The organism is Clostridium omnivorum (assembly GCF_026012015.1).
Classification (GTDB): Bacteria; Bacillota; Clostridia; order Clostridiales; family Clostridiaceae; genus Clostridium_AX; species Clostridium_AX omnivorum.
In genome coordinates this window covers 4,184,937-4,198,773 of record NZ_BRXR01000001.1, presented here as the reverse complement: position 1 = coordinate 4,198,773, position 13,837 = coordinate 4,184,937, and the positions used below count along the sequence as shown (strand labels likewise).

17 protein-coding genes are annotated in these 13,837 nt (G+C 31.8%); all 17 read right to left on the bottom strand.

What is annotated here, in order from left to right; genetic code table 11:
• Positions 1–22 precede the first annotated feature (22 nt).
• Positions 23–1,726, bottom strand: a complete 1,704-nt coding sequence (gene recN / locus bsdE14_RS19890; protein WP_264851747.1) for a DNA repair protein RecN — start codon at positions 1,724–1,726, stop codon at positions 23–25.
• 1 nt (position 1,727) lies between these two features.
• Complete coding sequence (locus tag bsdE14_RS19885; RefSeq protein ID WP_264851746.1) at positions 1,728–2,189, bottom strand: arginine repressor; 462 nt, start codon at positions 2,187–2,189, stop codon at positions 1,728–1,730.
• Positions 2,186–3,040 carry an NAD(+)/NADH kinase gene (locus tag bsdE14_RS19880; protein WP_264851745.1) on the bottom strand — a complete coding sequence of 285 codons (855 nt, stop codon included), beginning with the start codon at positions 3,038–3,040 and terminating at the stop codon, positions 2,186–2,188. The genes bsdE14_RS19885 and bsdE14_RS19880 overlap by 4 nt, the downstream gene beginning before the upstream one ends.
• A gap of 35 nt (positions 3,041–3,075) precedes the next feature.
• Complete coding sequence (locus bsdE14_RS19875; protein ID WP_264851744.1) at positions 3,076–3,888, bottom strand: TlyA family RNA methyltransferase; 813 nt, start codon at positions 3,886–3,888, stop codon at positions 3,076–3,078.
• Positions 3,889–3,903: 15 nt separating this feature from the next.
• Positions 3,904–5,793, bottom strand: a complete 1,890-nt coding sequence (dxs, locus tag bsdE14_RS19870) for a 1-deoxy-D-xylulose-5-phosphate synthase (RefSeq protein WP_264851743.1) — start codon at positions 5,791–5,793, stop codon at positions 3,904–3,906.
• Positions 5,794–5,948: 155 nt separating this feature from the next.
• Positions 5,949–6,818 (bottom strand): polyprenyl synthetase family protein, encoded by an 870-nt coding sequence (locus bsdE14_RS19865; RefSeq protein WP_264851742.1) that lies wholly within the window; start codon positions 6,816–6,818, stop codon positions 5,949–5,951.
• 2 nt (positions 6,819–6,820) lie between these two features.
• Positions 6,821–7,042 carry an exodeoxyribonuclease VII small subunit gene (locus bsdE14_RS19860; protein ID WP_264851741.1) on the bottom strand — a complete coding sequence of 74 codons (222 nt, stop codon included), beginning with the start codon at positions 7,040–7,042 and terminating at the stop codon, positions 6,821–6,823.
• 75 nt (positions 7,043–7,117) lie between these two features.
• The gene (xseA, locus tag bsdE14_RS19855) at positions 7,118–8,332 is read right to left on the bottom strand and encodes an exodeoxyribonuclease VII large subunit (protein ID WP_264851740.1); all 1,215 of its coding nucleotides are present in this window, start codon (positions 8,330–8,332) and stop codon (positions 7,118–7,120) included.
• A complete protein-coding gene (locus bsdE14_RS19850; protein ID WP_264851739.1) occupies positions 8,322–9,170 on the bottom strand; it encodes a bifunctional 5,10-methylenetetrahydrofolate dehydrogenase/5,10-methenyltetrahydrofolate cyclohydrolase in 849 nt (282 codons plus the stop codon). Before bsdE14_RS19850 ends, xseA begins: the two co-directional genes overlap by 11 nt.
• Positions 9,171–9,237: 67 nt before the next feature.
• The gene (nusB, locus tag bsdE14_RS19845; RefSeq protein ID WP_264851738.1) at positions 9,238–9,642 is read right to left on the bottom strand and encodes a transcription antitermination factor NusB; all 405 of its coding nucleotides are present in this window, start codon (positions 9,640–9,642) and stop codon (positions 9,238–9,240) included.
• A 150-nt stretch (positions 9,643–9,792) separates the two neighbouring features.
• Positions 9,793–10,185, bottom strand: coding sequence for an Asp23/Gls24 family envelope stress response protein (locus bsdE14_RS19840; RefSeq protein ID WP_264851737.1), 393 nt, complete (start codon positions 10,183–10,185; stop codon positions 9,793–9,795).
• A gap of 82 nt (positions 10,186–10,267) precedes the next feature.
• The gene (locus tag bsdE14_RS19835) at positions 10,268–10,777 is read right to left on the bottom strand and encodes a SpoIIIAH-like family protein (protein ID WP_264851735.1); all 510 of its coding nucleotides are present in this window, start codon (positions 10,775–10,777) and stop codon (positions 10,268–10,270) included.
• A gap of 58 nt (positions 10,778–10,835) precedes the next feature.
• The gene (gene spoIIIAG / locus bsdE14_RS19830) at positions 10,836–11,426 is read right to left on the bottom strand and encodes a stage III sporulation protein AG (protein WP_264851734.1); all 591 of its coding nucleotides are present in this window, start codon (positions 11,424–11,426) and stop codon (positions 10,836–10,838) included.
• A 24-nt stretch (positions 11,427–11,450) separates the two neighbouring features.
• Positions 11,451–12,032: a stage III sporulation protein AF gene (gene spoIIIAF / locus bsdE14_RS19825; RefSeq protein WP_264851733.1), complete on the bottom strand. Its 582-nt coding sequence runs from the start codon at positions 12,030–12,032 to the stop codon at positions 11,451–11,453.
• 14 nt (positions 12,033–12,046) lie between these two features.
• Positions 12,047–13,195, bottom strand: coding sequence for a stage III sporulation protein AE (gene spoIIIAE / locus bsdE14_RS19820; protein WP_264851732.1), 1,149 nt, complete (start codon positions 13,193–13,195; stop codon positions 12,047–12,049).
• A gap of 9 nt (positions 13,196–13,204) precedes the next feature.
• Positions 13,205–13,588 carry a stage III sporulation protein AD gene (spoIIIAD, locus tag bsdE14_RS19815; RefSeq protein WP_264851731.1) on the bottom strand — a complete coding sequence of 128 codons (384 nt, stop codon included), beginning with the start codon at positions 13,586–13,588 and terminating at the stop codon, positions 13,205–13,207.
• A gap of 9 nt (positions 13,589–13,597) precedes the next feature.
• Positions 13,598–13,801, bottom strand: a complete 204-nt coding sequence (spoIIIAC, locus tag bsdE14_RS19810) for a stage III sporulation protein AC (protein WP_264851730.1) — start codon at positions 13,799–13,801, stop codon at positions 13,598–13,600.
• Positions 13,802–13,837 lie beyond the last annotated feature (36 nt).

The following is a 13,837-nucleotide window of genomic DNA, read 5'->3' as shown; positions in this document are numbered from 1 at the left end:
AAAAAATTTTTTTTTTATTAATTTATTTAGCACTTTTTAGGGAATTTTTTTTAATATCCGCAAGTTCAATCATCTCTTTTGCATGTTCTAAAGTAAGCCTAGTTACCTCACTTCCGCCTATCATTCTAGCTATTTCCATCTCTTTTTTACTCAAATTTAGTTTATCTATACTTGTATATGTTTTATTCTGTTCAACACTTTTAGCTATTAAATAATGTACGTCTGACATACAAGCTATTTGAGGCAAGTGAGTAACACAAAAAACCTGATGGGAACATGAAATTAAATACATCTTTTCTGCAACGCTTTGGGCTATTCTTCCACTAATACCAGTATCTATTTCGTCAAAAATAACAGATGGGATTCTATCCTTATTTACAAACACTGTTTTAAGTGCCAACATAATTCTTGAAAGCTCTCCACCAGACACTATCTTTTCCATGGATTTTAGTGGTTCTCCTGGATTAGTAGAAATTAAAAATTGAACTTTATCAGAACCATTTTCATTAAAATCATCAAGTAATGTAATACTTATTTTAAAAGTACTTTTTTCAAGGCCAACGTAATCAAGCTCTTTTTTAATTTTAGCTTCTAGTTCAAGAGCTATTTCGTTTCTAAGTTTATGCAGCTTGCTGGTTTTAAGTCTTAAACTATCTAAGACCTTTTCCTTTTCAGCCTTATACTTCTCGATTATTTCACTTTTGTTTACAAGTTCACTATATTGCTTTTCAATTTTTTCTTTATAATTTAAAATATCTTCTATGGATTTTCCATATTTTTTCTTTAAATTTGTAATTTGATACATTCTGCTATTTATATAGTTTAGTTCTTCCTCATCATAGCTAATGTTATCTTTTAAATGTCTGAGCTCTTTTGCGTTTTCTTCTAAATTATAAAACATTTCTTCGAAAGAATTTGCAATATCTACTACTTTATCCATATGTTTTTCGATAGATCGTAATTCTCTTATAGAATAAGATAACCTATCATAAACAGAGTGTACATTGTCATCTCCAGAAAAGAGATCTACATAACAGCTTTCTAATATATTGCTAATCTTCTCAGCATTGTTTAAAATCGAAAACCTTTTTTCAAGTTCAATATCTTCATCAACCTTTAATTTTGCCGCATTTATCTCATCTATTTGATATTTATAAAAATCAACAAGCTTTTCATTTTCTCCACTATGTCCGCTTAATCTTTCAATTTCAGAAATAATTTCAACATATCTTCTATATCCAACTCTATACTCCAGCAACTGGTTATCTATTGCTTTTCCACCATAATAATCTAAATAATTAATATGATTGGATATTTCAAGCAAGTTTTGATTCTCATGCTGTCCGTGAATATCCAGTAAAGTGCTGCTTATTAATTTTATGTTTGAAAGTACTAAGGACTTGCCATTTACCTTTGCAATAGTTTTACCTGACTGAAATGCTTCTCTACTTATAATTATTAAATCGTCGTATTCAATATCGAGAGAATTAAGAACATCTCTAGTTTTTTGATTTTCGATAGTGAAAATAGCCTCAACAAAGGTTTTTTCTTCCCCAGTCCTTATTAGATCCTTATTAAACTTTTCACCTAAAACGAAATTTATTGCATCTATAAGTATTGACTTTCCAGCTCCCGTCTCTCCTGACAATACATTAAACCCCTGCTCAAAAGAAATACTGAGATTTTCAATCAACGCAAAATTAGTAATATTTAATTGAAGAAGCATTTTAAGCCTCCTGTTCGCTAATCATCTTCTTAAGCTTATAAACCAATTCATTTGCTTGTTCCTCTGTTCTTACAAGAATAAATACAGTATTATCTCCTGCAATAGTACCCACTATTCCATCAAAACTTAAGGAATCAATTGCTTCACCTGCAACAGATGCAGATCCAGACATAGTTTTAAGCACAACAAATTTATCTACTTTTTCAACTGAAATTACTGTCTGACTAAAAACGCTAACTAATTTATCTGCAAAAAACTTTTCTACTGGTGCTATGGAAGCATACTTATATTTTCCACTCTTTGAAAGAACCTTTATAAGTTTTAATTCCTTTATATCTCTTGATACAGTGGCTTGAGTTACATCCATACCGATTTTCTTTAGTTCTTCAGCCAAATCCTCTTGAGTCTCAATATCCTTTGAATTAATTATCTCCAGTATTTTTGAATGACGTGTTACTTTCATATCCTATCCCCTTCACATTCTTTACTTTTTGATGTTATCTTTTTTCGTAATATATTGAAATAATTATAATTTCCTAGCTTAATAAGCTTACACTTTACTTCTGAGGAACTTATAGTTATAATGTCATCTTCATAAACCTCTACGGACTTTTGACCATCGATTGTTAAGAAAACGCTGTCATGATTTTTATTTACTGAAACTACAACTTTACTGTTGCCATCCGATACCAAAGTTCTTACCCCAATTGAATGAGGACAAATAGGAGTAATTGATATTAAATTTAAATTTGGATATATTAATGGCCCTCCAGCTGATAATGAATAAGCAGTTGAACCCGTTGGAGTGGAAATAATAACCCCGTCTGCAGTAAAGGTGGTATAAAATTTATCATCAATATAAATACTATATCCTACCATTCTAGCAAGTGTACCTTTAGATAAAACTATATCGTTGAGAGCAATAAATTCTGAATCACCAGATCTACTACTCATTTTACAATCTAACATCATTCTATCTTCTATAGTATAATTACCTTCATATATTGCCTTTAAAGCTACTTCAAAGTCAGAGAATGCAACTTCAGTAAGAAAGCCTAAATTACCAATATTAACTCCAAGTATTGGTATATTATAACTGCAGATTTCTCTAGCAGTACCTAATATAGTTCCATCACCACCAAAGGAAATAAGCATATCTAAATCTTTATTATTTTCTCCGGTAAAACCTCTTGCATCCTTGAAAACTTTTATTTCAGGTCTGTCAAATGTATTATTTATTATATCTAAAGCTGCATTTAATATCTTTTCATCTTTATCTTTAGAAGAATTTATATTTATACCTATATTCTTCATTTTTCCTCCTATACCATAAGAAACTGAATTAATAGCTATGAAAGACTTTTATGAGACTCCTCTACTGTATTCTCAACTAAACTCATATCAAAATCTTCCTTAACGCTTGCATCCTTTGTTAAATATAATAGATACTCTATATTCCCTTCTGGTCCTGTAATTGGTGAAAAACTTAGTCCAAGAATTACAAGATTTATACTGTGGCAAAAATCTATTACTTTATTTATAACTTCAATATGAGTAGATTTTTCACGCACTACTCCTTTTTTTCCAACCTTTTCTCTACCAGCCTCAAACTGTGGCTTGATTAAGGCAACAATTTTAGCATCCTCATTAAGCAAATTTACAACTGCTGACATTATCGTCTTTAATGAAATAAATGATACATCTATACTTGCAAAGTCACAATATTGGCCAATTTGCTCAAAAGTTAAGTATCTTACATTTGTTCTTTCTATGCAGACAACTCTCTCATCAGTTCTAAGCTTCCAAGCTAATTGTCCATATCCTACATCAACAGAGAATACCTTTACAGCCCCATTTTGAAGCATGCAGTCTGTAAATCCGCCTGTAGATGCACCAATATCCATACAGGTCTTTCCTTCTAATTGCACTCCAAAGGTTTTTATAGCCTTTTCAAGCTTTAATCCTCCTCTGCTTACATAAGGCATAGTCTGTCCTCTAAACTCAATATTTGCTGCTTCTTTAACCTTCTCACCACATTTATCTACCCTAATTCCATCAACAAATATTTCCCCTGCCATTATGCTTGCTCTTGCCCTTTCCCTTGATGTGAAAAGACCTTTATTAACAAGCAATAAATCTAAACGTTCTTTTGCTTCTGACATTTCAAACTCCTTAGTTTATATTAATTTCATAATACTATTTGCTATTCCAGTAACATCTAAATTATTTAATTTATAAAGAGTGTCAACGCTACCATGGGTTATAAACCTATCATCAAATCCTAAATTCAGCACCTTTGTATTATGACTAATACTTGCCACAAATTCTAATACCAAGCTGCCAAAGCCACCATGAATTAAATTATCTTCCAAAGTAACAATAGTATAATTCTCTTTTACAAGCTTTCTAATTAGTTCTTTATCAATTGGCTTAACAAAAGTTGCATTAATAACTGTTAGGGCTACATCCTTATTTATAAGCTTTTCTTTTACAAGAACTGCTTGCTGCACCATTTTACCTGTAGCAACCAGCGCAATTTTATTTGAAGTATTTGTTATCCTGCTCTCATCTGCCTTATATAATACTTCCCACTTTCCCTTTACAAAATTCTCAGAAGGACTAATAATAGCATTTGGGTTGTCTCCACCCCTTGGATACCTTATTGCTATAGGAAAGTCCTGTTTTAATGCCCATCTAAAAATATTTCCTAATTCTTCAATACATTTTGGTGCCATAATACACATATTAGGTATATGTGATAAAAATGATAAATCAAAAACACCTTGATGTGTTTCACCATCTTCACCAACTAAACCTGCTCTGTCTATTGCAAAAACTACAGGAAGATTTTGCATGCACACATCATGTACTACTTGATCATATGCCCTCTGAAGAAATGTAGAATAAACCGCAAACACAGGTCTTAATCCCTCTTTTGCCATGCCAGCAGCTAAAGTAACGGCATGCTGTTCTGCAATACCTACATCAAAAAATCTATTACTAAATTCTTTTGCAAAATCACCTAGTCCTGTACCATCTCTCATTGCTGCAGTAATTGCTACAACACTTTTATCTTCTTTTGCAATTTCAACTATTGCATTACTAAAAGCACCCGAATAAGTTTTCTTAGGTGATGCACATAATTCACCATTTTCACAATGAAAAGGCCCTATTCCATGAAATTTTCCCGGGTTCTTCTCTGCATATTCGTATCCTTTTCCTTTTTTTGTAACCACATGGATTATTACAGGCTCATTTATTTTTTTAGCCATATCCATTACTTTACTCAATTCTTTAATATTATGACCATCTATTGGGCCTAAATACTTTAAACCCATATCCTCAAACAGCATGCTTGGTACTATAACCTGTTTTATGCCATCCTTAAGCTTTTCTATGGATTCAGCCATACCATTACCTATGCTTGGTATTTTTCTAAGGGTTGAATCAAACTCCTGTTTAAATTTATTATATTTAGGAGTAACTCTAACCTTGCTAAGAAAAGTGGAAATTCCTCCAACATTCTTTCCAATAGACATCTCGTTGTCATTTAATATCACAATAATTTTAGATTTTCTATATCCAACATCATTTAATGCTTCTAATGCCATTCCGCCAGTTAAAGCTCCATCACCAATTACAGCTACTACTTCATGATCTTTCCCTGCTAGGTCTCTTGCTCTTGCCATGCCCACTGCTGCTGAAATTGAGGTGCTACTGTGACCTGTTTCAAACATGTCATACTTGCTTTCTTCTGCTTTTGGAAAGCCACTTAATCCACCATATTTCTTTAATGTATCAAATCGATCTTTACGCCCTGTTAAAATCTTATGGACATATGCCTGATGACCTACATCCCAAACTAGTTTATCCTTATCAAAATCAAAAACATTATATAAACTTATTGTTAATTCTACAACTCCTAAATTGGAGGCTAAATGCCCTCCTGTTTTTGAAACCTTATCTACTAAAAATTCACGAATATCGCTAGCCAAATTATTTAGCTCTGGTATCGTCATTTTTCTTATTTGACTTTTATCTTCATATTTATCTAGTGTTCCATACATTTTTATCTATCCTTTAACATTAAATATATAATTTATGATACCTTAAATACAGTTTAATTACAATAAATATTAATATAATAAAAGCTACTAAAGTCTGACAAATCCCTTAGTAGCTTAAAATATAAATATTACAAACTAAAAATATATAATCTAGTTTAATAATCTCGTCGTAACAAAAACAATGTCAGTTCTTTAAGTTCTTTAGTATTTTTATCAATTGATTCTAAAAGCTTAATACATTCTTCAGTAAGATTCTCGCACATCTCCTTACAACTTTCAAGACCAAAAGTTGTCACAAAGGTGGTTTTATTATTTGAATCATCACTCTTAGTTTTCTTACCAAGAGTATTTGTATCTCCTATCACATCTAATATATCATCTTTAATTTGAAATGCAAGCCCTAACTTCTCACCAAATTCATTAAATTTATCTATATCTCCCTGTGGTGCCTTACCTAGTATTGCTCCTGACAGTATCGCAGCCTTAATTAGTGCTCCGGTCTTCTTGCTGTGCATATAAAATAATTGTTCTTTAGAAATACTCTTACCTTCACTTAATATGTCTACTACCTGACCGCCAATCATTCCTTCTGATCCAGCAGCTTCAGCAATAAGTGCACTTGCCTTTAAGGCCTCTTTTGAATTATGTAGGCTATATTCCATTAGAATACTCATGGCCTCATTTAATAATCCATCTCCCGCAAGTACAGCAAGTCCTTCACCAAACACTTTATGATTTGTAGGTTTTCCTCTTCTTAAATCGTCGTTATCCATGCAAGGTAAATCATCATGAATTAACGAATAAGTATGTATCATTTCTAAGGCTGCTGCAACAGGCATTGCCTTATTATAATCTGACTCATAAATATTATATATTAATAAGCATAAAACTGGTCTAATTCTTTTTCCTCCTACTGTAATACTGTAGGCCATTGCATCGTATATTTTTTTATTATAAGAACCTTTATTTTGAAAATAACTTTGAAGCCAGTCTTCAACTTCCTGCTTTAAAACTTTTGTATCCATAATTACTCCTCTTCTGAAAGAAAGTCTTTTTCTTCTCCATCTACTAGCGTTTTAATCTTACTTTCCGACTCATTTAAAGATTTGTAAAGCTTGTTGCAGAGTATTATGCCTTCTTCATATATTTTCATGGATTCTTCTAGAGAAAGCTCACCGTTATCGGAGGCTTTAACTATCTCCTCTAGCCTTTTCAGCATTGATTCATACGTTTCACTTTTCTTTGCCATGCTAACCTCCATTATTCATTACGACTAAAATAGAAGTAATTATTTATAGCTTAAATGCATATAAACAAATTACTTTCATTTACCAGATTTAGCATCAATCTCGCTTATCTTTAGTCTTATATTTCCGTCCTTAAGTATAACCTTAACTTGTTCTTGCTGCTTTAATCTTTCAACTTCACTTATTACATTTTCATCTAAATCCTCTATCACTGCATAACCGCGATTTAGAATATTTAATGGATTCTTTGACTGGAGTATTTCATATAATTTACTTAGATACTCCTTATTAATTGAAAGCTTTAGCTTTGTATTATGATATAAAGTATTATTTAATTTATCTATATAATTATATTGATTTATAACATAATTTTGTGGACTATTAACCTGTAGAGACTTATAAAGAAAATTAATCTTACTTTTTTCATCTTGAATGAGTCTTGATAAGCTTGAAATCAGTAATTTTTTATATCCATTTATATTTAATAAAGTTTCTGCTGTATTGGGAACTGCAAGTTCTGCAGCTGCAGATGGAGTTGGTGCCCTTCTGTCACTTACAAAATCCACTATTGTAAAATCTGTTTCATGCCCCACACCTGTAATTACAGGCTTCTTAGAATTATATACTGCATAAGCCAGCTTCTCGTCATTAAAGGACCAAAGTTCTTCTATAGAACCACCGCCTCTAGCTAGAATAATTACATCTATATCCTCACACTTATTTAAGGCGTTAATACCTCTAATAAGATCTTCGCTGGAGTTTTCTCCCTGTACTAAGGCTGGATATAATAAAATATCAACGCCTTTATTTCTTCTTGAAGCTACATTTATAATATCACGAACGGCAGCACCTGTTGGTGAAGTTATTACACCAATTCTTCTAGGATATTTAGGAATAGGTCTTTTATGGTCTAAATCAAAAAGTCCTTCTCTCTCAAGCATATCCTTAAGCTGTTGAAACTTAAGATAAAGTTCTCCTAATCCTTCTTGAACCATGTCAGTACAGTACATTTGGTAGGTTCCATCTTTTTCATATACTGAAATCCTGCCTTTCAAAACTACCTTCATTCCGTTTTCCGGCATAAATTTAAGCTGTGATGCTTGACTTCTAAACATAATACAGTTTATCTTACTATAGTCATCCTTTAATGAAAAATACAGATGCCCGCTGCTGTGATGTTTAAAATTTGATAGCTCTCCTTTTACACTTATATTGGATAATATAAAATCACTATCAAGAATTTTTTTAACATAATTATTAAGTGCTGAAACGGTAAGTGTTTTAATATGCATTTCTCATCATTGCCTCACAAGTATTTTTCATAAGCATAGTTGTTGTCATTGCTCCTACACCACCAGGCACTGGAGTAACAAAAGCTGCTTTTTCCATAGCCTCTTCAAAATTCACATCTCCTGCAATTTTACCTTCTACCATAGAAGTGCCAACATCTATTATAACACTGCCTTCTTTTATGAATTCTCTTGTTACAAAGCCTGGTCTACCAATAGCTGCTACTAGAATATCCGCATTACTGCATATTTCCTTCAGGTTCACAGTTTTTGAATGACAAACTGTAACAGTTGCATTTTCATTAAGAAGCAGTTGAGCAGTAGGTTTTCCAACAATATTGCTTCTGCCAATTATAACTGCATTTTTTCCGCTTATATTAATACCCGTACTCTTTATAAGGTGAAGTATACTTTGCGGAGTGCAAGGAATAAAGCTCTGCTCACCTTTATAAAGTTTCCCCATATTAATATCTGTTAAACAATCAACGTCCTTTTTATGGCTTATAGCAGAAGTTATATTTTTTTCATTAAGATGTTTTGGAAGAGGCAGCTGTATTATTATTCCATCTATTGAGTAATCCTCATTTAACTGATGAATAAGTTTTATTACCTCACTTTCTAAAACATCTTCTTTAAGTTTTATATTTTTGGGTATAAGTCCTAGTTCATTACATAGCTTAGTTTGGTTATTCATATATGAGATAGAACCGCCATCCTCTCCAATAAGAACGGTAGCAAGGCTTGGAACTCTCTTTGAAGCCTTAATTCGGTCAGCTACAAAATTTTTGATTTCCTCTCTAGTTTCCTTAGCTTTTTCTCTTCCATTTATGATAGTCCCCATTATAATACCCTCCTGCTGTTGTCTTAGATTCATAATAATTATAAATTGTAATGCATCTTAAATATAATTATTTGTTTTTTATCATATTTGCAAGTACACCATTAATAAATGGTGCTGATTTTTCTTCAGAGTATTTCTTAGCAAGTTCAATTCCTTCATTAATTGAAACAACCTCTGGAATATCATTTTCAAACAAAATTTCATATGTACAAATTCTAAGTATGGATAGATCTATTTTAGAAAGGCGGTTAAGCTTCCAGTTTCTTAAATTCTCTTCTATTCTTTTATCTAAGGCTTCCTTGTTTTCTTCAACACCTTTTAACACTCTGTTTATGTATTCTAGGTCTATCTCTACTAAATTCAAGTCTGTATGTTCCTTAAAGTTTTCAATTATCTCTTCATAATTTTCCTTATTTATTGACATTTCAAATAGTAACTTCATAGCTGCTTCTCTTGTTTTTCTTCTATTCATAAAAATCCTCCTAATGTAACTACTCCAAATATTAAGCTTTTATTTAAATTATTATCAAGTTAATAATTATTATACCAATAACTTCTTGTTCTAGTAAACTTTATAAATGCTATAAGCAAGGAAAAACCCTCTGAATTCAGAGGGTATACCTTATTCTTCATATTCTTCTAGATTTTCTTGAAGCTTAGGAATTACAACATTTTGAACATGAATATTTATTGAAGAAACAGTAAGTCCAGTCATTGACTCAACAGCCTTTTTAACATTATCTTGAACTTGCTCTGCAACTTCAGGAATTTTTACTCCATATTCAACTACCACATATAAATCTATAGTAGCACTGTTTTCTCCAACGCTAACTTTTACTCCCTTAGAGAGATTTTTCTTTCCAGAAAGAATTTGTGATATTCCACCTACAAGGCTAGCACTCATACCAACGATTCCTTGTATCTCTGTAGTAGCTAAACCTGCTATTACACCAACAACCTCATCTGATATTTTAACTATGCCCATATCAATCTCGTTTTTTATGTTTTCGTCCATTTTTTTACCCCCTTACTGATGAGTAAGTAAAATATGTTAATCTTACGTATATTATACCAGATGACTTTTAAATTTACAATTATTATTGTCTATAATCTATTTCAACATCTTTAATCTTTGTTATACTCATAACTACATCTTGAATCTGCTTAACTTGCTTATCCGTTAGTTTTTCCTTAGATTTTACTATTACACTGACCTTATCATCGTTTATAGTGCAAACAGCCTCTTCAAAGCTTTTTGCCTTTAAGCTTGACTCAATTTTTTGCTCATTTTGGAATGCCATAGTAACTGTCATATATTTTTTGCTTGCTGCATCTCTTTGTTCCTTGGATGCATTTTGGTCATCAATTAATGCTTTTAAATTTGCTGTAGTTGTAGCATTAGCATGTTCACGGTTCGACTTTTGCTCAACAAAGAAATCAGTAGCTGAGCTGCTTGTCTTATTATTGTTTAGTGAAAAAGTACTTTTTTGTCCTCCCAAATCATTGCCATTAACGTATAATGGGCTGTTTACCTTGGTGGCAAGTATTCCTGCGCACACTATTAACACTAAAAGAGTTGCAATAATAAAGGCTTGTTTTTTATTCATTTTTATTCCCCCCATCATTCTTTCTATTGAATTATATGACCTCATTAATTTATTTATGCTATTTTTTCATTGGATAAACATTAACTTTATCCATTGAAAGATTAAAAAGCTTAACCACTGCCTTAGATATATTGTATTCTGTTGCCTTATTATCAGCCCCCTCAGCTACTACACAAACTCCCACTACCTTTGGCTTATAAGTTTTTACTATAAGTGGCTCATTTTTAGAACCATCATTTGTAACTACAATAGTGCTTCCATTAGTTTTTTGGGTATTTGTCCTTATTCCTCCTGATCCATCTTTTTCTTCAGTAGTACTGGTAGAGTCATTTACGTTTATTGCTGGCACCTGCTCTTCTCCACTTTCAAATGTTATCATCACATTTACTCTACCAACTCCTTGGATTTGTTCTAGGGTAGTCTTTAATTTGTTCTCCAATACCGCTTCATAGTCATCTGATGAACTACTGGCCTTCTGAGCCTGTTGATTTTTAGATGATGTTTCATTTGTTTCAGCACTGCCTGTACTTTTAAAAATATTGGTACCTATTACTACTAATATTGCTATTAATGCAATAATGGTCAAATTAATTAAATTACTTTTCTTATCTTTGCTAAGTAATTTCTCTAATATTTTTTTAAGGTTCATATAATTATTACCTCCTATATTTATCTATAATTTGTAAACAACTATAACCTCATTGGATACTTTTAACTCCTTACTTAAATAATCCTTTAATAATTTGGCTCTTTCATCATTCATAGTTGAGTTATTTTCATAGGAGCCTTTAGTACTAATCTCAATTTTTTTAACTTTTTCAACCTTTCCATCCTTCACACCTACATTAATGTGGTTTATGACAACGTTTTGATTATCCTTGTCATAGGATACCTTTGCCTCTACCTTATAGTTATTATTAGGGTATTTATCCGTAAGCATCTTTTCACACGTTTTCTCTAAATTCACTTTAAAATTATTAACTGTATTCTTTACGCTCTCCTCCTTATAATCACTGAGTTTATTTTCATAGCCCTTTTCATCAAAGTATGTGACAGCTTGATTTGCATAAGCATCAATATCATAGTTTTTATCAAACAATTTAATTATTGGGTTTATCAGCACAGTTATAAGTATCAGTCCAAGAACGAACTTTGCATACTTTTTCATTTTATTATTAGGAAGAATCATCTCTACTGCAGTAATAAAGAAAACTGTTGTACAGATACTAATTATCCAACCTTTTAATGCATCCATCTAATCACCTACCTTTATCCTCCTATTGCCATCTTCCCAGCAGATGCAATTATAGCAATCATAATGAAGAACATAATAGAAACGCTAATTACGCAAGACATTATAAGTGTTATAGAATTGCCAACTGAGCTTATACAATTAACTAATTTCTTATCACTTACTGGTTCAATTAATGCTGCTGTAAGTTTAAAAGTCAGTGACATTATTATTAATTTAACAACAGGATATAGAACTAAAAATAATATAATAACCAGGCCAAGACCACTGAGTGAATTTTTTAACAGTAAGGAATAGCCGGCTACTGTAGATATTGCATCTGAAAGACACTTTCCTACTATTGGTACAAAATTATCCACTGCATACTTAGCTGTTTTTACAGTAACCTGATCTATTGTCTTAGAGGTTATTCCTCGTATTGTAACCACCCCTATGAATATAGTCATTATTATCCCTTGGGCCCAAATAGCCACCTGATTAATTAACTTTGTCAAGTTACTGATTTTGTATTCATCTGAAATACTGTTTACAAACTGTAAAACAAACCCTATTAGAATCAAAGGAATTATTATATTCACATATATCCTTGCATTTAAATTTATAGTTCCAATGATTATAGGATCCATTACTGTAGCCTCCGTGAAGCCTCCAACACTTGCCAAGAGTGCCATAAGCACCGGAATTAATGCTGCCATAAAATTTGTCATTTCACTAATTGTGTCCTTTGCCAGCCCTACTGCTACATAGAAACTTTTTGATATAATAACTATTAACAGTGCATAGCAGGCAAAGTATGCTATATTCGATAATTCATCACTACTAAAAGCTCTTTGAAGATTATTAAGCAGTGCACAGACTATAGCGATAATTAACATCTCAGCCATTAACTTGAAAGAGGTAGATATTTCTTTTAAACTGTAGCTTATAACTGCATTTACTATTTTTTTAAAAGAAAACTTTCCATCTCCGCTCTTCATGTATTCTTTTACATAGTCTTTGGCATTCAAATCCTTTAAAATTTCCGAGTCTGTTTTCATGTTTGAAATATAGTTATAAAGACTCTCAACTTGTTTATCATCGCTTTGGTTTGTATTAGTATCCTCTAGTGCTTGTACTTGAATAGGCAATAAGAGAACTATCATTAAAATAAAAATAAATCTTTTCATATCTTACACCTACATTATCTTCAGAATTGACTGTAAAACAGCCATTAGAATCGGTATTGCCAGTACTAAAATTAGGATTTTGCCTGCAAATTCTACCTTTGCAGCTATACTGCCTTCACCTGCATCCTTGCATATCTCACTACAGAAGGATGCTAGATATGCAATACCTAGTATTTTGAAAATAGTATTTAGATAAACAAAATCTATATTAGCTTTTAATGCAAGCTGCTGTAGAAATTGAAGTACTGCTGTAATTTTACTAATCATATAGAGAAAAATAATTACTCCAGCAATTATACTAATTTGCACAGCTATCTCACTTTTTTTATCCCTTACTACTAGCACTATAATTAGAGCAATAAAAGCAAACGCTACTATTTTTATTATCTCCATGTTATCCTCCTAAAGTTGGAATATAGTCCTCACAGTGCCAAATAGCTTACTAATCAAATTAACCACCATCATAAGGATTATTATGATACCTGCTAAATTAGTAATCATTGCAATTTCATCTTTCCCTGAAGCCTTTAGCACCTTCTCTAAAACCATTAAAAATATACCAAAGGCACCTATTTTAAATATCAGACTTATATCAAGAGAATTCATATTAACCCCTCCATTACATATTGTTTAAAAGTTTAT